Genomic DNA, 18681 nt, shown 5'->3' with positions numbered 1-18681 from the left:
AAACTTAAACGCTGATGAATTAACAGCCGGCATCCCCTTTCTTTTGTATGCTCTTTACTGTATTAGTGTTAGTACGGGTTGATAAGCCCAGTTAGCACACCGTTACAAATAAAGATATAAACTCACGAATAAACAGCGGCTTGCGTAGTATTTTTTTTATTATCATAAGCACTTTCCAAATGATAATGATTATTGTTATCATCAATTAACCCTTACCCTACCAGGTTCTACTGTTTATGAAACTTCATTCGATACCCAGCGCTAGTCTGGAAGAAATCAATAACACCGTCCCTGTTCCGCAGAAGAATGCTTCATTCCTTAAAAAACTCTTCGCCTATTCTGGCCCCGGCGCACTGGTTGCTGTGGGTTATATGGACCCAGGTAACTGGATTACCTCCATTCAAGGCGGCGCGCTATATTCTTATCTGTTGTTGTCAGTGATTTTAATTTCCAGCCTGATTGCGATGTTGCTACAAGCGATGTGTGCCAAATTGGGGATTGTGACCGGATTAGATTTAGCGCAGGCTACCAAGCTCAAAACGGGCAGAAAATTATCTGTTGCTCTGTGGTTAACCACCGAGTTGGCTATTATGGCGACAGAAATTGCCGAGGTGATCGGTAGCGCCATCGCATTAAACCTATTATTTAATATCCCGCTGATGCTCGGCGTGATTATTACTGTTTTAGACGTGTTATTGCTACTTGCATTAATGATGGGCGGATTTAGAAAAATAGAGGCTTTTGTTTTCACGCTCATTTTGACCATCTTTGTGATCTTCGGTTATGAAGTGATATTGGCCGATCCTTCAATGTCATCCATTCTCGGCGGATTCATTCCTAAGTCTGATATTTTCACCGCACAAATAACCGGGCAAGATTCCGCTCTGTTAATTGGACTGGGTATTGTCGGTGCAACTGTGATGCCGCATAACTTATATCTGCACTCCTCTATCGTGCAAACCCGACGTTATGACCGTAATGATAGGAAATCGCTGAAAGAGGCGATTAAGTTTGCCACTATCGACTCCAATCTCCAGTTGGGCTTCTCTTTCATCATCAACTGCTTGTTATTGGTTCTGGGTGCCGCGCTATTCTTCGGCCACAACCCTGATGATTTGGGACGTTTCGCCCAACTCTATGATGCGCTCAAAAACGAAAGTATCGTTGGGCCGATTGCCAGTTCCTTGTTGGCAACGCTGTTTGCCGTCGCGCTGTTGGCCTCAGGACAAAATGCCACTATTACGGGCACCCTAACCGGGCAAATCGTGATGGAAGGCTTTGTACATATGAAAGTACCGATGTGGGTCAGACGTATCGCCACCCGCCTGCTGGCGATCATCCCGGTAGTTATCTGTATTTATATCTGGGGAAGCAAAGGCGATGTGGTTGAAAAACTGCTGGTTTATACCCAGGTATTTTTAAGCCTTGCTCTGCCTATTTCTATGGTGCCGCTGCTGCTCATCACCTCCAGCAAGAAAATGATGGGGGAGTTCGTCAACGGTAAAATCACCATGATTTTAGGCTGGATCTCAACGGTAGCGCTGGTCGTGCTGAATATTCAATTGATATGGGCAACGTTAGCACCACTGTTTTAGGCTATGGAATGACTCATAGCGGGAGTCATTTAAGACCATAAAACTCGCTATGGAATGACTCATAGCGAGAGTCATCTAGGGACACTAATCTGAAAGGATTGCGCAGGTTCGGTCGCTTACTACTAAGGTGCTATATATGCGCGCTGCCGAACGCGACCGGCAAGGGTTTTAGGGCGAAAACCCTTGCATCCCGCGCCTGCGCTTAGCTTGTCGGGCCGCTGCGCGACTGCCCGCGTTCATGTCTTTGGTCCAACGGGTCGGCTGAGACGGGCGTCCCTTCCCGACTCAGCCTAAAGCAGCCGTCCTGGCTGCTTTCCCCTGAACAAAGCCACTCTCTTGGCCGACAAGATGCGCTGTTTAAGGGCAACGGCCAGGTCAAGTTCTAGGTCAATTGCTGGGTTGCATGTGCGCCTTTTTAGCCTATGTCGTTTTCAATTCAGAATATCTCTTTTCTTTTAATGGCGGGCTTCGCGCAGGTCGAAGCGGATCGGGATGGTGACGGTAATTTGTGGCTGTCCCACAGAGAGTGTGTCTGGCGGCGGCGGCACGGGGCTGGCGCGCTGTGGCAGCTGTATCGCTTCATTATCAAGAGCAACGGTGTCGCTGCTGCGGGTCATTTGTACTGATTTTACATTGCCTTGCCGATCGAGTGTGACGCGAATATAGACCACGCCTTGACGCTGTTGGTGGGCGGCGGAAGCCGGATAACGTTTGTAGCGACTGAGATGACCCAGTAATAAACTGCTCCAGTTCATCCTGTCGTTAATTGCAGCCTGGCTGTCGCTGTTTTGTGGCGCGGCAATTTGTTTGCCGGGCAGCGGCGGCGGCGCGCTAGTCGCCGGAGCCGGTGGCGTGTCAGATGGCGGCAATTTACTCTCAGTCACCGGCTGTGGTTTTGGTTTTGCCCGCGTAGGTTTGACGTGCTCAGATAGCCGATGTTTAGGCTCGACACGCGCTAAGGTGCCAGACTTAGCCTGCTCAACATGTGGCAAATTCTGTGTTTCTGGTTCGGCCTGCTGCTGTGGCATGGACATACTCTGTTGCGGTCCCGGCGGCAGTTTTTGCTGCTGCTGAACTGATTGCTCAGTATTTGCCATCACAATCATCAAGGCAGGAGGCGGCACGTCAAAATGCGGCACATGTTCGCTACGGCGATAACATAACCAGACAAACAGCATTCCATGGATAAACAGTGCGATCAGCGCGCACGCCCCCCAGCGCAATCTGTTTTTATTCGCCGCAACGGGCGAGAAAAACGGATTTGGGGCATAAGAAATGGCAGGCATTCTTTTCATTATTAAACAACCGCTACGCTTTCACTGGCAATAATAGAGAGGTCACATCACGGCCTGACATCGGGCAGTAATGAGAAAAAAACAGCATAATACATCGCTAAATGTGGGTATTTAGATGGAGTATCTTCAACTTACGCTAACAAAGTAGCGGGAGAAGTAGTTAATTCTGACAGGAAGAACGGCTGTTAATGACGCAAGGATCTTATCAGTGTCAGACAGAGGGAACACGCCAGAAAGCCGCAGATTAGCCACTCGCGAGTCACAGCGGATCACACCGGCGCGATAGCGCCCCAACTCCTGCAAAAAATCGTCCAGGCGTTGATTGTTAGCCAATAGCAACCCGCGCAACCAACCCGGTTCAGTGGATACTGAATGCAGATTGCTGCTACCGCTGGTAGAAAATTTCACGCCATGCCCGGCACGTAAGGGAATGATATGTTGAGATATCGCCGGACGTAATTTAACGTCTCCCTGATACACCGCCACATCGCTATAAGTATCACGCAGGCGAATACTAAACTGCGCACCGAGGGTGGAAACATCACCCTGCGTGAGTCCGACATTCAGCAAGGTACTTGCTGCTCTCTGCCGCCCCGTTGTCACCATCATTTCACCATTAAGTAAGTGCAGCTGATGGCGATTATCATTTTGCGTTACATTTAACGCACTTTGGGTGTTAAGGGTGACAACTGTGCCGTCACTCAGCGTAATAGTTTTTCTCTCCCCTATCGCCGTTCGATAATCCGCACGGGCAGTCGGCGTGCCAAAAATGCCAACACCTGTCGCCCCGCCTACCCCTAACAGGGCTAAAATCTTCAGTGCATGTCGCCGTTTAGGGTTTTGCAATTTGCTTAAACTTTGATGCGCCAGCGAGCCATCAAGCTGACTAAAACGGCTCGATAACGATTCGATATGCTGCCAGGCACGCTCATGTTCTGGCTTGGCTCGACGCCAGCGCTGCCACTCAACTTTTTCATGTTCAGTCACCTCTTCTGACATTAATAACGTCAGCCAGGTAGCGGCAGCATGAGCACTATCGGCATCAATACCCAGATTATTATGCGGAAAAGACTCGCGAGGATTCATGAGGCCAGCGCGAAAAAGCATTGCAGGTTGGCACGCTGCAAATATTGTTTCACCGAACTGGTAGACACCCGCAAACGATCGGCAATATCGCAATAACGCATGCCCTGCAGATGTGCCAGCAAAAAGGCTTCGCGTACTGGCGCAGGCAATCCATCCAGCGTGGTATCAAGCTGCTCAAGCAACTCGATTGTCAACAGGCGAACTTCTGGTGAAGGTGTCTCGGCTTCAGGCAACAGGCGCAGCGCATCCAAATAAGCTTCTTCAATCGTTCTGCGGCGATAGTGATTAGCCACCAGCCGCCGTGCCACCGTTGCTAAAAATGGGCGCGGCTGACGAATAGATGCCGGGTCAGAATTGATCAAAATACTTAAGAACGTATCTTGTGCCAGATCTTCAGCATGACGGGGACAGCCAACTTTTTGCACTAACCAATGGCATAGCCACCTGTGGTGATCAAAATAGAGCTGTCCAGTAAGACCGCTCGCACCGGCGACGACTTTCCTCGTCATGACACACGACCTCAAGATTTCGTAATGCAAATGATAATAATTATTATTTTACTTTAAAATTTGTATGTCAAGATGAGCTAAGATAATTCTTGGAAAGAAGAACTGCGGGCAAGATATTTTATTGAAAATGAAGTCTTTTTAAAGATAACCATATGGCCGCATAACGCGGCCATAAAGAAAAAAAGTGAAATTAAAAACGTTGCATGATGCTGAATTTGAAATCGCGACCTACGCCAGATACGGCTTCGCCAAGATACGGATAGTAATTGGTGTTAAACAGGTTATCGACTGTGACGCGAGCTTCAAAGCCCGGCAACTGGCTTGGCTGCCAACTGGCGAATAAACCTTGTAATACATAGCCCTTGGTAGTCGGCAGTGCCCAGAATATGGCCATTGGATCGCCCTGAGTTGGCTCTCTATCTTGCTTACGCACAAAATCACCGGTCCAGCCCAGTTTCATCTCCCAGCGCGGTACTTTCACGCCTAGCATGGCATGTGCCGTGGTTGGGGGAATTTCTGCAATCCAGGTTTTACCAGACCAAGGGTCACGCGGTGAAGTATCACGCTGACCGCGCATGGTGGAATAAGAGAGGCTGCCGAATACGTTTTGGCTATCATAGAAGGATTCGATTTCCATCCCCTGAATGGTGTAGCCCGGCAAGTTGCGGTAATTCGATAGCGGCGCGTTACAGGTTTTGCTCTCACACAGCACACCGCGACGGTAGAAAATTTCATTCTTGCCGCGGTTACGGAATAGCGTGGTGCGAACTTGCAAACTGTCCTGATCCTGCATCAAGTTGTTGTAATCCCAGATGGCCCCAAGACGAACGCCATCAATCGTCTCTTTCTTCAAGTCTCGGCTAGTGCCAGGTACATTCGATGCTATCGATTGCACTTCGTACTGCTCATCGATGACCGGTGCGCGCCAGGTACGGCTGACATCAGCAAACAATGATACATGCGGCGTTGCCTGCCAAATCGCGCCTAAATGCGGGGAAAAACCTTGGTAGGTCACGCTACTGTAATCATGCCCGGCTAACGGGTCAGGATCGTTAAAGCGCGGCGCCACGTTAGGCTGGCCGGTGTTCGTTACCCGGTCATAACGCACGCCAGGCGTCACGGTTAACGAACCGTAAGTGACCGCATCTTCCAGATACAAACTGCGGGTCTCCGCTTTACCGGCAGGCATGTAATAAGGCTGGAAATAGCCGTAGTTATAGCTTGGATTTTTTTTCTGAATCGGATAGTACATCAGCGTATCGCGCTTGTTTTCATGCCAGCGCACGCCAACCGTCACTTTATGATCCAACGGGCCGGTACTAAAGCGGCTCTTATTGTTGATATCAATTTGGTTGTCGGTGTAAGTCACCCAACTTTCATTACCCAGTGACCCTAAATAGCTGGCGGTAGAGGCCAGTGGCGAGCGCTCATCATGCTGTTTGGTTTTTGAGTTGGCATAAGAAACGGTCAAATCCAGCCAAGGTTTATCGGCAGGCGCAATATTCCATTTAATCGAATAGTTTTCATCGGTCTGGTCGCGATAGACCAACAGACGACGCCAGGCTTCATCCCAACCATATTTATTAATATCGGCCTGACTCGGTACTGCCATTTCATCGCGTTTAGCCGCAAAAGGCTGCCAGCCGGATGAATCAGAGCGCATTGCAGCCAGAGTTAAGGTTTGCGAATCGTTAAAATAGAGATTGGTTTTTAACAGGTACGTCGCTTGGTCATTTTTGGAATAGAGGAAGCGCGTGCCGTCCGGGCGTTTAATATTGCCGCCATCGCGCTTATTCACATACAGCAAGCCGTCCGCTGAGCCATCTTCGGTACGGCCATATAACGCCCCGCTGTAGATACCTTGCTTGTCGTTGGTGTGATAACCGTACTTGAGCATGCCGCCAAGGTTTTCCCCAGGTTTCAGCAAATCTCCGGCATCTTTGGTTTGAATATTAATCGTGCCGCCGAAGCCACCGTTACCATCCATCAGATTATGCGGGCCTTTATCGACATCAATTTGTTTGATTAGCTCTGGCTCAATAAACACCGATCCCTGACGATATTTCTCAAAACCTTTCGGTGCACCGTCGAGCACAATTTTGACATCTTCCGTGCGTCCCATCCCCCAGATATTCAGGCTTTGCCCGCCCGGCCTTGGCGACCCCGCCATATTCACACCGGGCAGTTTGTCCAGTAAAGCCGCCACGTTATCGGCCTGCACGCGGTCAACATCTTCTTTTTTTAAGGTAGAACGCCCGGCATAAACGCTATCAGATAACCCTCCCACCACCGACAACTCCGGTACCAGCAACTCATCATTACCCTTGGCATTTTTATTATTTTTCGCCGCTGGTGCTGCTGTAACAGGTAGCAAATAGTAGCTGCCAGCGTTGTTTTCGGCGCGCAGGCCACTTCCGGCCAGCAGCTTGTCAAACGCCTGTTGTACGCTATATGTCCCTCGTAAACCAGCGGAGCTAGCCCCTTTCACCTGCTCCGGCGTGAAGACCAGCATGACATTGGCGCTGCTCGCTAAGGACTGGAGTGCCGTATCCAATTGACCTGCCGGAATAGAAAACGTCTGTTTAGTCGCCGCATTTACCGCCGCGGGTTCAGCCATAACCATCGCTGGCAGCATGCTGCTGATCGCCAGCGTAATCGCATAAGCAATGCGGCGTGGCGCGTATTTTGTCGTTGTTTTATTGATAGAAACGGATGATCTCCCCGCTCCTCTGTGCATTTTTGTCGCCATGTCTTCCCCTGAGTCTTTGCTGTCTGCAAATCGCTATATGCAAATAAATGTCATCAGGTAGGTCACGCGAAAAAAGAAATCGGGCAGAGAGAATGAGAAAAAAATAAAAATTAAATGGCGGGATAAAACAAAGCGGGAATGAAAGCACGCAGATTTATAACATCTGCTTTCATAACATTCTATTTCATAACATCTGCTTTTATAACAACAGCGCGCTTGATATCAACATCAAGCGCGCTGTTCAAAAGCGGATAAGAGTAACCTTAACGCAGTTCAGTAATGCTCACCCACATCGGGCCTTTGCCTACCGGGTAGGTTGCCAGCTGGCTCAGTTTGCCGCTGGCAGGATCAATCTTCGCGACTTCAATGCCATCGGATTTTTGACCAGCGGTAATGACATATTGGCCGCTGTGGTCGATGTTGAAACCACGCGGTTGCGTTTGGGTTGGGTGATGCCCGACCAGGGTCAACTCACTACCGTCTGCCGACACACTAAAGATAGAAAGCAGGCTGGCGGTACGGTCGCACGCGTAAAGATATTTGCCGTTCGGCGTGATATGAATGTCTGCCGCCCAACGAGTGCCGGTGAAATCAGCCGGCATAATGTCCAGCGACTGCACTTCACGGTATTCACCGGTCGCGACATCCTTCTGGTACACATTAACACTGCTGTCCAGCTCATTGACGCAGTAGGCGAAATGCTGGTTAGGGTGGAACGCCATATGACGTGGGCCAGCACCCGCTACCGTTTGCAAGAACGGCGTTTTATGCTCGGTCGCTTCACCTTTCTGGCTGAAATCATACAAACGAATATGGTCTTCTTTCAGCGCAGGGATCATCAGCAATTGGTTAGTTGGGTCGATATTGGCCGAGTGCGGAGCCTGCAGATTCTCAAGGACATGAATCGGCTCTTGTGCCACGCCATCTTTAGCAATCGGGTGAATGCTGACGTTATTAAAACTGTAGGATGCCGAGAACAAGAAGTGTCCTTGCAGATCGGTTGAGATATGGGTTGGGCTGCCTGGCAGAGACGCTTTGCCGATTTGAGACAATTTGCCTTCGTTATCAATCTGGTAGCTCACCACTGCGAACTCTGGACGCACACCGACATACAAGTAACGTGCATCGGGGCTCACCACCATCGGCTGCACCTGGCCCGGTGCTTCAACCACTTGCAGCGCGGTCAACGCGCCGTCAGCACCCAGCGTAAATACATGGATTTGCTGACTATCAGGGCTGGCAACATAGACGACTTGTTTCATCATATCTCCTTAATTAATACGGGAATCAAGGGTAAGCCTTGAGTCTGATAAAGCACTGTGCCAAGCATAGCGTAGGTTGAAAGGATAACCCAGCATGCTAAGTGCGGTTAGCCCATCCGCTGAGCGTATTGAGGTTTTAACCACCACTTTTAGGGTGTAACATCCGGCATACTTTTATCTTTTTCTGATCACTTAACGTCTTTACCCTAAATAATTGGAGTTGCATCAAGGCGGCAAGGAAGAGACAGATCAGTCTGGAACTGATTTGAACAGCGCTTTGCGCTGGCCCGCAGGGTGAGGCCCAAGGATGGGACTCATAGTCCCGATGAGCTTACTCATGTAAGTGATTCGGGCGAACTAACGTAGCCAACACAGAGGCAACTTCAAGTATGACGGGTAAATTTTTTTAGGGATATCCCCATGAACTATCGCGTCATAGCGCTCGATCTCGACGGCACCCTGCTTGACCGTCAAAAACGTATTTTACCTGAATCTCTGACCGCGCTGGCCGAAGCCCGCGCCGCCGGTTGTAAAGTGATTATCGTGACTGGCCGTCATCATGTGGCTATCCATCCGTTCTATCAAGCGCTTGAGCTTGATACTCCGGCTATTTGCTGTAACGGCACTTATTTGTACGATTTCCAGGCCCGCAAAGTGCTGGCTGCCGATCCGTTAGAAAAATCCAAAGCGCATAAAGTGCTCGATTTACTGGATCAATACGGCATTCACGGCCTGCTGTATGTCGATGACGCGATGTTGTACCAGTATCCCACCGGCCACGTCACGCGCAGCATTGCCTGGGGTGAAACGCTGCCAGTTGACCAACGTCCAACCATTATTAAAGTGGATAGCCTGCGCGACGCCGCCGAGCAAGCCACCTCCATCTGGAAGTTTGCCACCTCGCACCAAAACCTCGACGAACTGGAAAGCTTTGCTCAACAAGCAGAAAAAGAGATCGGCCTGGCCTGCGAATGGTCGTGGAAAGATCAGGTTGATGTCGCACAAGCGGGCAACAGCAAAGGTAAACGTCTGCAGCAATGGGTTGAATCCCAAGGTTTGAGCATGGCTGATGTTATCGCCTTCGGTGATAACTACAACGACCTGAGCATGCTGGAAAACGTCGGATTAGGCGTAGCAATGGGCAATGCCGATGACGCCATCAAAGCGCGGGCTGATTTAGTGATTGGCGATCATGAATTACCGGATATCGCCAGGGTGATACGCAGCCGCGTGTTGGAGGCGTAAACCTTAGGTTTACCATCCTAATTAGCGGGATTTTTCGGTTTTCCGTAACCGAAAGAACGGGCTAAAAACCAGATTAGTGAATTTTTCGGTTCTTCAAATATGGTGCTCAATGTGGCACTGTTGACCGAACCGACATAAGGGGAAAAGTGGGCTTTCCCCTTATGAATCCCCAGCCCTTTCAATGCATTAGCAGTCAGTCTAGTGGAGGCTATGTTTCAGGTACCACCGCGACAGGCGCAAATTTCATGGCTCCGCCATCCCTTCCTCGGGTTCGAGCTAACGGTAAAGACGTTATCTCTCCACCACTCGTCAGTGAAATTTTGAGTGCGCCAAGTAAGCTTTTAAAACCAAAGAAGAGATAATCGGCAATTTGTTCAAAATGGGATGTTGTGAAAGCAATACTATTAATTCTATGCAAGTTGCACTTTCATCTGTACTTACTAATATTTTATCGAATACTTTTGAAAAAATTTAATAGACGGCTTGGTGCCAGAAGTGGCCATTGCAGATAGAGCATTACGTTGACTTACAGAGAGAAAACCAGTTGCTGTGTACAGAACTAAGCCAGTGTGGCTATATGACCTCATTGATTTTCGCTATAAGGATGACCGGATGACTGATTATAATTTCTATAAAAAAGGTAAACAAATAGTTGCGTTGGCAAGCTCGGATGAGAATGAAGCTTATCAGTTACTTAATCAGGGTTACGAAAAGCAATTTGAAGAGATTAGTGCGACTACTAAAAAAAACGCGCTTACTCGCTTTTCTGATATTCGTAGAAATAACCGAATAGATCACCGTAACTTTTTAGCAGGTGCTTGGGCTATGCCATTAATAGGCATTTTGACGGCAGTCGCAGTTTTTCTTTTCCGAAAAAAAAAGCCGTAGCATTGATACTGTCGGCTTCTCGCTCATAGCCGACTATAATGTGCCATACAAACATTTACCTAAGGTAATGCCCCTCCAAACTCAGGCCACACAGTAATCCAGCCCCAGCAACCTAGCATCACCGGAAAAATTACAGGTATAATCCCGCACATTATTCCGCAGATTTAGAGACCAAGATGACAAAACTCACCTTACAAGAGCAGATGCTGAAGGCTGGTTTAGTGACCAGCAAGAAAGTGGCTAAAGTGCAAAGGACGGCTAAGAAATCACGGGTTCAGGCTCGTGAGGCAAGAGAGGCGGTAGAGGAAAATAAAAAAGCCCAGCTTGAGCGCGATAAGCAGTTAAACGAACAACAAAAGCTGGCGGCGCTATCTAAAGAGTATAAAGCTCAGGTAAAACAACTGATTGAAATGAATAGAATCAGTATTGCAAAAGGCGATATCGACTTTAATTTCACCGATAACAATTTAATTAAGAAAATATCTGTCGATAAGCTGACACAATCGCAGCTAATTAGTGGCCGTCTCGCCATTGCGCGTTTGGTTGTCGATAACAGTGCTGAAAGTACTTACGCGATTATCCCGGCAAGCGTTGCCGATAAGATTGCGCAGCGCGATGCGAACAGTATTGTGTTAAACAGTGCGCTGAGTCAGGAAGAGCAGGATGAAGACGATCCGTATGCTGATTTTAAAGTGCCTGATGATTTGATGTGGTAATGCGTTTTTTCAAAAACGAATACTTTGGCTGTTAGAACGGGCTGGCATTACTCGCAACGATCGGTTCTTCGTTAATGGGATGCATGAAATGCAGCTCACTGGCGTGCAGCATCAAGCGAGGAGTTTGTTCAGTACCGGGTAGCAAACGACCACCATACAGATCACAGCCCCAAATTGGGTGGCCCAATAGCTGGCAATGGATGCGCAGTTGATGGGTGCGCCCGGTTTCAGGGGTGAGTTGTACCCGCGTCAATGGCAGTAACGTCCCGTCTTGTAACTGATGATAAAAACGCTCGATGACCCGATAGCCAGAGCGAGCTGGCTTGCCGTGAGTGGCGCAAATCGACATCAACGGGAATAACGCCGGATCTTTAGCAATCGGCGCGTCTATCACACCTTCATTGTCCTGCAAATGCCCACATAGCAACGCGCTGTACACTTTGGTCACGGTGCGCTGGCTGAACTGTTGGCAAAGTGCAGCATTGATAGCCTTATTGCGGGCAATCACCATCAGCCCCGAAGTGCCGAAATCTAAACGGTGAACCAGCGTACAACCGGGGAACAGCTGTACCAATCGATGATGCACCGAATCAAGATTTTGCGGGTTTTTCCCTGAAAGGCTGAGCAGCCCGGCAGGTTTATTGATCAGCACCAAGTGATCGTCTTGATAGAGCGTCTCTATCTGCTCATGACAAGGCGGGGCAATAAAAGTATCGATTATCGTAGACATCAGGCTGCCCGGCTGGAAAGTGGTTGCGGATGATAACGAATTTTCAACCAACTGGCGAATCTGGATGTTCGTCTAAAAAGCCGCACAGATCTCCACTAACTGCTTACGCAACCACATATGTGAAGGCTCCTCGTGTCGTCTCTCGTGCCAGATCATTGATGGCGTATAAATTCCTGTCTCTAACGGCAACTCCAAGACTTCAATAGGCATCGACAGAGCAAGATGCTGGGCAAGCCGGCGCGGTATAGATAAAACCATATCGCTTTCTGCAACCAATGCCGGGGCGGCAAGAAAATGCGGTAGCCGTACCGCGACGCGCCGACTTAATCCATGTTGCGCTAATGCCATATCAACAATGCTTTCTCCGTGGCCGGTGATGATGACTAAGATATGTGACAGTTCAGCAAACCGTTCTAATGTCATCCCAGCGGCAATCACCGGATGACCACGACGCACCACGCAGACTAATCCTTCATCAAATAGCGCGCGCTGATGAAATCTTGCGGGTAATTGCTCGTATACACCAATCGCAATATCCACATTGCCCTGCGCCACCAATTCCACGTTGTCCCCCAACGATGGTGGTATTTCTAAATCCATTCCCGGTGCCAATGTGGTTAATCTGGCGATTAATGATGGCATCAATAACAACGTAATATGGTCAATCGCCGCAATACTAAAGCGCCCTGTTGCCTGGGCGGGATCAAATTGCGTAGGGGCAACAATAGATCTGGCATCTTCAAGTAACTTAGCAACCGGCCCTACTAAAGCAGCCGCTCGTGGTGTCAACTCAAGTCCCTGAGCGGTTCTAACCCAAAGCTTATCATTCAATAGATTGCGCAAACGCCCCAGCGCTCGGCTAGCGGCCGGTTGGCTCAAACCAAGCTGCTGTCCTGCTCGCGTCACGCTACGCTCTTTTACCAGCGCATCGAACAATTTCAGAAGATTAAGATCAATATTATTAAAATCCACTTTATGCATATTCACTATAACCTCCATGCATTGGTGTTATGTTTGGGCACTATATATTCTCGTTGATATGAAATACAAAACACTTCTTTCATATTCAGGAGAAAAACATGAGCAGCAATGAATTATATGTCGTTACTGGTGCCAGCGGCCGTACCGGTGTAGCAGTTGCAAACACTTTGCTTACAGCGGGAAAACGCGTGAGAGTCATAGTACGCGATGAGGCAAAAGGGAGTGCATGGAGTAATAAGGGAGCCGAAGTTGCGATTGCCGATCTTACTGATATCGCGGCGCTAGCCGATGCGTTTGCTGGCGCAGCTGGGGCTTACATCATGAGCCCACCGCAATACACAGCAGAGAACTTATTTGAGCGTGCCGATATGCTCGCGGCAGCAAGTGCCGAAGCGGCCATTAGAGCAGGCTTGCCAAAAATGGTTGCCCTATCCTCCCTCGGTGCAGAACGCCCGAAAGGCATAGGATTGATTGCGACTAACAGAATGCTTGAAAAGTATTTAGAGCAAACGGGCCTCCCCCTCACCTCCTTACGCGCCTCCTATTTTATGGAGAACTGGGGCACACTAGCCGGTGCAGCAATACATGGCGTATTGCCTAGTTTTATTGCTCCTATCGATAAAAAGATCCCTATGGTAGCGGCAGAAGATATTGGCCGTACCGCCGCTGAGATTTTATGTGAAGATTGGAATAAATCACGGATAGTCGAGCTGGAAGGACCGGCAATGTACTCACCACAAGATGTCGCCGACGCTTTCCAACAAGCGCTTAATAAGTCTGTGCATGCTGTCCCTGTTCCAGAAAGTGAATGGGCACAAAATCTCTCGCAGACAGGTTTATCAAAAACAGCAATCACTGGCTTTATCGAAATGACAAAAGCGCTTAACGCTGGCAATCTGGCTTTCGTCAACGCGCCAAATATCGAGCACCGTAAAGGTACAATCACCCTCGATAGCGTCATCGCAGCTATCACTGCACACCAAAACTAAAAAACAAAACAGCCTTATTCAGCTGTTGGCTGTTGAACTAGATTCAAAAGCCGCCAAGTGCACTCAAAACTTCACTAACGAGAGGTGAGTATTCCTGAATAACGAGTGCCTTGCTTTTGAATTCAAAAGCCGCCAAGCGCACTCAAAATTTCACTGGCGAGTGGTGAGTATTCCTGAATAACGAGTGCCTTGCTTTTGAATTCAAAAGCCACCAAGCGCACTCAAAATTTCACTGACGAGTGGTGGAGAGATAACGTCTTTACCGTTAGCTCGAACCCGAGGAAGGCATGGCGGAGCCATGAAATTTGCGCTATCACGAAAGCCCCTGGAACATAGCCTCCGCTGCATACCGAGCTGAAGGGACGAAAGGCGCAGGATTGCAAAGGAACGCGCCTTCGTTCCTTTGCTCGGTTTAGGCTACGGGGCAGCATTGAATACCGTATTTAAAAAACCGAAATATTTGCCGCTCTATTTAGAGCGTCTCAAGCCCGGTCAGGCTTGAATACTCCGTTCTTTCAGTTACGGAAAACTGAAATCCAATCAAGCCGGATCTGGCTACCCCTTACTGATAGAAACACTCTTGATCTGCGCATAGAGCCACTGCCCAGGACGGATCAGCAATTCGTCTCTGGCCCAAGGCGTGATCCTGGCCCAAATAATATGATCGGCCATTGCCAGCTTCACTTCAACTTGAGTACCAACATCGATCACTTCCAATACTTTGGCATGCAATATGTTACGGATGCTGCTGTTGTTCACGGTTGGTTGCAAGACCAGAGATACATCGGCGGACTGGACCCTGATGCGCATGGCACTGCCCGGCGCGGCTTCAACTTTGCTCACCCACAAGCGCTCGCCGCCTAGCGCCAGCGCCGTCATCGGATAACGTGGATGGTGCTCAAGTACGCTAACGTTTAACACGCTACTTTGCTCATCGCGCGGCAACCATGGACGCATCACGCTACTGGCCCACACTTCTTCGACCGGCCCTAATGCCAACACTTTACCTTGATCGATAACCATCACCTGCTCTGCTAGGTTGAGGATCTCATCAAGGCTGTGCGTAACATACAAAATCGGGATATTAACTTGTTTGGCCAAACGTTCGAGATAAGGCATCAGTTCACGTTTACGCGGGATATCGAGCGCCGCCAAAGGCTCGTCCATCAGTAGCAATTCTGGCCCGCTTAATAACGCCCGACCAATCGCCACCCGCTGTTTTTCACCGCCCGATAAGGTCAATGGAAAACGCTTAAGCAAAGAGTCAATACCAAGCAACTGCACGATGGAATCAAAATGTGGTCGCATTGATGGTGACATGCCGTATTGCAGATTACCCTGCACGCGATAGTGCGGAAACAGCCGGGCATCTTGGAAAACATAGCCAATACGCCGCTTTTCCGGCGGCAAAAAAACCTGTTGATCGCTATCTGATAAAACACGATCGTTAAGGACGATACGGCCACTGTCTGGTCGAGTTAATCCGGCAATGGCATTAATCAATGACGTCTTACCGGCACCTGATAAACCAAAAATGGCGGTAATCCCTTTTTCGGGCAGCAAGGCGTTTATTTCTAACTCCAGCTCACCGAGTTTTTGAGTAAAATCTAGCGTTAACATCAGCCCCCCAACCTTTGACGACTGCGTTTTGCCAACCAGTCAGACAGCAATAGTGCTGCCAGCGACAGGATAATCGCCAAAACGCAGAGCCGGGCCGCTGCCCCTTCTGCGCCGGGGGTCTCAATCAAGGTGTACATTGCCAGCGGGATGGTCCGCGTCTCACCGGGAATATTAGAAACAAAAGTGATGGTCGCACCGAACTCGCCCAGTGAACGGGCAAAGGCCAGTACAATACCCACAATAACGCCCGGCAATGAAAGCGGCAGCGTAATGGTGGCAAAAACTCGCCATGGTGAAGCGCCCAAGGTTTTCGCAGCCAGTTCCAGGCGTTTATCGACGGCTTCTAATGACAGGCGAATAGCGCGAACCATTAAGGGGAATGCCACCACCGCCGAGGCAAGTGCCGCACCGCGCCAACTAAAGCTAAAGCTGAAACCAAACCAGTTATAGAGCCATTCACCGATAAATCCCCTGCGCCCCATCACCACCAGCAACAAATAACCAATTACCACCGGTGGCAACACCAGTGGCAAATGAATAATGCTGTCGAGCAGAGATTTTCCGGGGAATTGGCAGCGGGCCAAAATCCATGCCATAGCAATGCCGAACGGCAGGCTACAAATTACAGCAAGGGTAGAAACTTGCAGGCTGAGAAGAACAGCCTGCCATTCAACGTCACTTAACATCATCAGCGTGGCGTAAATCCATAATGTTTAAAAATTTCTGCAGCTTTCGGGCCTTTTAGATAATCATAAAATGCGCTCACCGCAGGATTTTCATGTCCTTTAACAATAGCTATTGGATATTCCACAGGCTTATGACTTGTTTCTGGGAATACGCCGACAACCTTCACTTTTTTACTGGCAATCGCATCAGAACCGTAAACAATGCCCAGCGGCGCTTCGTCACGTTCTACCAGCGCCATTGCGGCACGAACGTCACTGGCACGGGCCAGTTTTGGTTCAACGACTGTCCAAGCACCGAGTTTTTGCAGCGCCTCTTTAGCATAAATCCCCGCAGGAACATGATCGGGGTCGCCAACCGCTAAACGGCCATTTGCCAACAATGACGCCCACGGCGTTTGCTCAGTAATGTTGATTTTTTCCTGCTTACTGTTGGCTTCGGTAATCAGCACCAACTCATTACCCAATAACGTGTAGCGAGTATTATCAACCATTAGCTGCTTACCAACGGTGTAATCCATCCACTGTTGATCGGCAGAGATAAAGAGATCGGCCGGTGCACCTTGATCAATTTGGCGGGCCAGTGTTGATGAAGAGGCAAAGGATGAGACGATTTTTACCTCTTTCTCCTGCTGATATTGCTTGGCAATATCATTAATCGCATTAGTCAGCGATGCGGCGGCAAATACGGTAACCTGCTCCGCCGCCTGCGCCTGCTGGCTAATACCAATCGCCAGAACGACCGCCGTTAAATATCCTGCCAACGGCTTGCTTTTCACTCGAATATTTCTCATTACTTTCCCTTTTATGATGGCGTTATATAGTCGTAAATATAGCGTGTAAAAAGGCGATGTCATTATCTTTATCGGCAAACAGGCTGGGAAGTTGATGGTATTTGCGTTAGCGCATAAAAAGAAAAGCCTGACACATTGGCCAGGCTTTTCTTTCGCATTCATTTAGCAGCATTTAACGCTCAGCAACAATATTGCTGCGACGGCGTATTTATGACTGCGCTTGTTGCTGGCGAGACTTTTTAGAGCCGCCAATGTGAGAGATCACGTTGAACAAGCCTCCGAGACCGTAGATCAGCCCAAGCATTATGGCAATGAAAATAGGAACCATGATAACGGCGAAAATTAAACTTTCTAATATTTCCAGCATGTTAGCCTCTCTGCTGTAGGAAAACGCGATAGTGGCAGCGTAAATGGATAATCTGCTGCTAATACTAGCAGTGTCGGAACGGAATTACTTTAGCTTTTAACCACGGATTATAACCAATAAATTTTAAAAGCCGCTAATAGACCAGCGATGCTGAGTATCACGGCTAGATACAGATAAATAACCGTTAGCGGGTTTGAGAAGCATCAGGGATCGGCGACAATATAGTGATGGAGGTTGATGCAGTGCTGTAGCAACCTAACGCCACATTCTTGTAGGAATTTATCGTTATGCAAGCTGAGATTCTGTTAACGCTCAAACTTCAGCAACGCCTGTTTGCCGATCCTCGCCGTATCGAACTGCTCAAGCAGATTAAAATCACAGGCTCTATCAGCCAGGGCGCGAAGTTAGCTGGCATCAGCTATAAAAGCGCCTGGGATGCGATTAATGAGATGAACCAGTTAGCTGATAGCCTGTTGGTTGAACGTAACACCGGGGGGAAAGGCGGTGGCGGCGCGTTACTTACCCATTATGGCGAACGCCTCCTACAGCTCTACGACCTGCTGGAGCAGATTCAACAGAAAGCTTTCGATGTACTTAAAGACGATAATCTGCCGCTCGACAGTTTACTGGCGGCGATTTCTCGGTTTTCTCTGCAAACCAGCGCGCGTAATCAGTTATTTGGTACGGTCATCGAGCGCGATCATCAGCACGTTCAGCAGCATATTGACGTCTTACTGGCCGATGGTAAAACGCGGCTACGCGCTGCCATCACAGAACAAAGCGCCAACCGTTTGCAGCTATCTCCGGGCAAAGAAGTATTGGTGCTGATCAAAGCGCCGTGGGTAGCGCTTAACACTTCTCCTTGCCAGGAAGACAACGTATTGGAAAGTGAAATCATCAGTATTGAGCGCGGGCAAGATAACAGTGAAGTCATGCTCGCGTTACAAGACGGGCAACAACTGTGCGCAACGGTTGCCAACGGTGAGATGCATATGTTGGCAAGTGGACAGAAGGTTTACGCCAGCTTTGCCGCCGATAGCGTAATTATCGCCTCTCTATGCTAAAAATCAATTATATTCAATATCTTGCATTTTAAGCGTTAATAGTTTGCAGATTTGTCAATTGACATGACGGGGGGTTGGGCTTACCCCTAAGAAACTCATCATTAGATA

Annotated in this window: 17 protein-coding genes; 6 read left to right on the top strand and 11 right to left on the bottom strand. The window is 48.9% G+C overall.

The genetic code is table 11. From position 1 onward, the window contains the following. The first annotated feature begins 236 nt into the window (after nucleotides 1–236). A complete protein-coding gene (locus tag ACL9RG_RS16615; RefSeq protein ID WP_422793741.1) occupies nucleotides 237–1595 on the top strand; it encodes an Nramp family divalent metal transporter in 1359 nt (452 codons plus the stop codon). A 455-nt stretch (nucleotides 1596–2050) separates the two neighbouring features. Here the strand turns inward: ACL9RG_RS16615 and ACL9RG_RS16610 are convergent, their stop codons facing one another. The 5 genes from ACL9RG_RS16610 to pgl all read right to left on the bottom strand — a co-directional run bounded on the left by ACL9RG_RS16610 (nucleotide 2051) and on the right by pgl (nucleotide 8496). Beyond that, nucleotides 2051–2890, bottom strand: a complete 840-nt coding sequence (locus tag ACL9RG_RS16610) for an energy transducer TonB (protein ID WP_422793740.1) — start codon at nucleotides 2888–2890, stop codon at nucleotides 2051–2053. Between the two features lie 126 nt (nucleotides 2891–3016). Next, nucleotides 3017–3976 (bottom strand): FecR domain-containing protein, encoded by a 960-nt coding sequence (locus tag ACL9RG_RS16605; RefSeq protein ID WP_422793739.1) that lies wholly within the window; start codon nucleotides 3974–3976, stop codon nucleotides 3017–3019. Next, complete coding sequence (locus ACL9RG_RS16600) at nucleotides 3973–4485, bottom strand: sigma-70 family RNA polymerase sigma factor (protein ID WP_422793738.1); 513 nt, start codon at nucleotides 4483–4485, stop codon at nucleotides 3973–3975. Before ACL9RG_RS16600 ends, ACL9RG_RS16605 begins: the two co-directional genes overlap by 4 nt. Before the next feature lie 190 nt (nucleotides 4486–4675). Further along, a complete protein-coding gene (locus tag ACL9RG_RS16595) occupies nucleotides 4676–7120 on the bottom strand; it encodes a TonB-dependent hemoglobin/transferrin/lactoferrin family receptor (protein ID WP_422793831.1) in 2445 nt (814 codons plus the stop codon). A 377-nt stretch (nucleotides 7121–7497) separates the two neighbouring features. Further along, complete coding sequence (pgl, locus tag ACL9RG_RS16590; RefSeq protein ID WP_422793830.1) at nucleotides 7498–8496, bottom strand: 6-phosphogluconolactonase; 999 nt, start codon at nucleotides 8494–8496, stop codon at nucleotides 7498–7500. Nucleotides 8497–8916: 420 nt separating this feature from the next. On the opposite strand from pgl, the gene ACL9RG_RS16585 reads away from it, so the two are divergent. From ACL9RG_RS16585 to ACL9RG_RS16575, 3 genes are all read left to right on the top strand, one after another. Next, nucleotides 8917–9741: a pyridoxal phosphatase gene (locus ACL9RG_RS16585; RefSeq protein ID WP_422793737.1), complete on the top strand. Its 825-nt coding sequence runs from the start codon at nucleotides 8917–8919 to the stop codon at nucleotides 9739–9741. Between the two features lie 612 nt (nucleotides 9742–10353). After that, a complete protein-coding gene (locus ACL9RG_RS16580; protein ID WP_422793736.1) occupies nucleotides 10354–10629 on the top strand; it encodes a hypothetical protein in 276 nt (91 codons plus the stop codon). 176 nt (nucleotides 10630–10805) lie between these two features. Then, on the top strand, nucleotides 10806–11345 hold the full coding sequence (locus ACL9RG_RS16575; protein ID WP_422793735.1) for a DUF2058 domain-containing protein: 540 nt from the start codon (nucleotides 10806–10808) through the stop codon (nucleotides 11343–11345). A 31-nt stretch (nucleotides 11346–11376) separates the two neighbouring features. On the opposite strand, the gene ACL9RG_RS16570 is transcribed toward ACL9RG_RS16575, so the two are convergent. Both ACL9RG_RS16570 and ACL9RG_RS16565 read right to left on the bottom strand, forming a co-directional pair. Further along, nucleotides 11377–12075: an RluA family pseudouridine synthase gene (locus tag ACL9RG_RS16570; protein WP_422793734.1), complete on the bottom strand. Its 699-nt coding sequence runs from the start codon at nucleotides 12073–12075 to the stop codon at nucleotides 11377–11379. 72 nt (nucleotides 12076–12147) lie between these two features. Continuing rightward, nucleotides 12148–13056, bottom strand: coding sequence for a LysR family transcriptional regulator (locus ACL9RG_RS16565; protein ID WP_422793829.1), 909 nt, complete (start codon nucleotides 13054–13056; stop codon nucleotides 12148–12150). Between the two features lie 98 nt (nucleotides 13057–13154). Here ACL9RG_RS16565 and ACL9RG_RS16560 point away from each other — a divergent pair, with 98 nt between their 5' ends. Next, a complete protein-coding gene (locus ACL9RG_RS16560) occupies nucleotides 13155–14045 on the top strand; it encodes an NmrA family NAD(P)-binding protein (RefSeq protein ID WP_422793733.1) in 891 nt (296 codons plus the stop codon). Between the two features lie 555 nt (nucleotides 14046–14600). Here the strand turns inward: ACL9RG_RS16560 and modC are convergent. The 4 genes from modC to ACL9RG_RS16540 all read right to left on the bottom strand — a co-directional run bounded on the left by modC (nucleotide 14601) and on the right by ACL9RG_RS16540 (nucleotide 17509). Further along, nucleotides 14601–15665 (bottom strand): molybdenum ABC transporter ATP-binding protein ModC, encoded by a 1065-nt coding sequence (gene modC, locus ACL9RG_RS16555; RefSeq protein ID WP_422793732.1) that lies wholly within the window; start codon nucleotides 15663–15665, stop codon nucleotides 14601–14603. Further along, complete coding sequence (gene modB, locus ACL9RG_RS16550; protein ID WP_422793731.1) at nucleotides 15665–16354, bottom strand: molybdate ABC transporter permease subunit; 690 nt, start codon at nucleotides 16352–16354, stop codon at nucleotides 15665–15667. Before modB ends, modC begins: the two co-directional genes overlap by 1 nt. Beyond that, nucleotides 16354–17142, bottom strand: a complete 789-nt coding sequence (gene modA, locus ACL9RG_RS16545; RefSeq protein ID WP_422793730.1) for a molybdate ABC transporter substrate-binding protein — start codon at nucleotides 17140–17142, stop codon at nucleotides 16354–16356. Before modA ends, modB begins: the two co-directional genes overlap by 1 nt. Before the next feature lie 208 nt (nucleotides 17143–17350). After that, on the bottom strand, nucleotides 17351–17509 hold the full coding sequence (locus ACL9RG_RS16540; RefSeq protein WP_422793729.1) for an AcrZ family multidrug efflux pump-associated protein: 159 nt from the start codon (nucleotides 17507–17509) through the stop codon (nucleotides 17351–17353). A gap of 287 nt (nucleotides 17510–17796) precedes the next feature. Here ACL9RG_RS16540 and modE point away from each other — a divergent pair, with 287 nt between their 5' ends. Continuing rightward, nucleotides 17797–18573: a molybdenum-dependent transcriptional regulator gene (gene modE, locus ACL9RG_RS16535; RefSeq protein WP_422793728.1), complete on the top strand. Its 777-nt coding sequence runs from the start codon at nucleotides 17797–17799 to the stop codon at nucleotides 18571–18573. The last annotated feature ends 108 nt before the right edge of the window (nucleotides 18574–18681 follow it).

Source organism: Rouxiella sp. Mn2063, from assembly GCF_049319665.1.
GTDB lineage: Bacteria > Pseudomonadota > Gammaproteobacteria > Enterobacterales > Enterobacteriaceae > JBMOUD01.
Note: the sequence above shows the minus strand (reverse complement) of the source record. Positions and strands in the feature narration are given on the sequence as shown.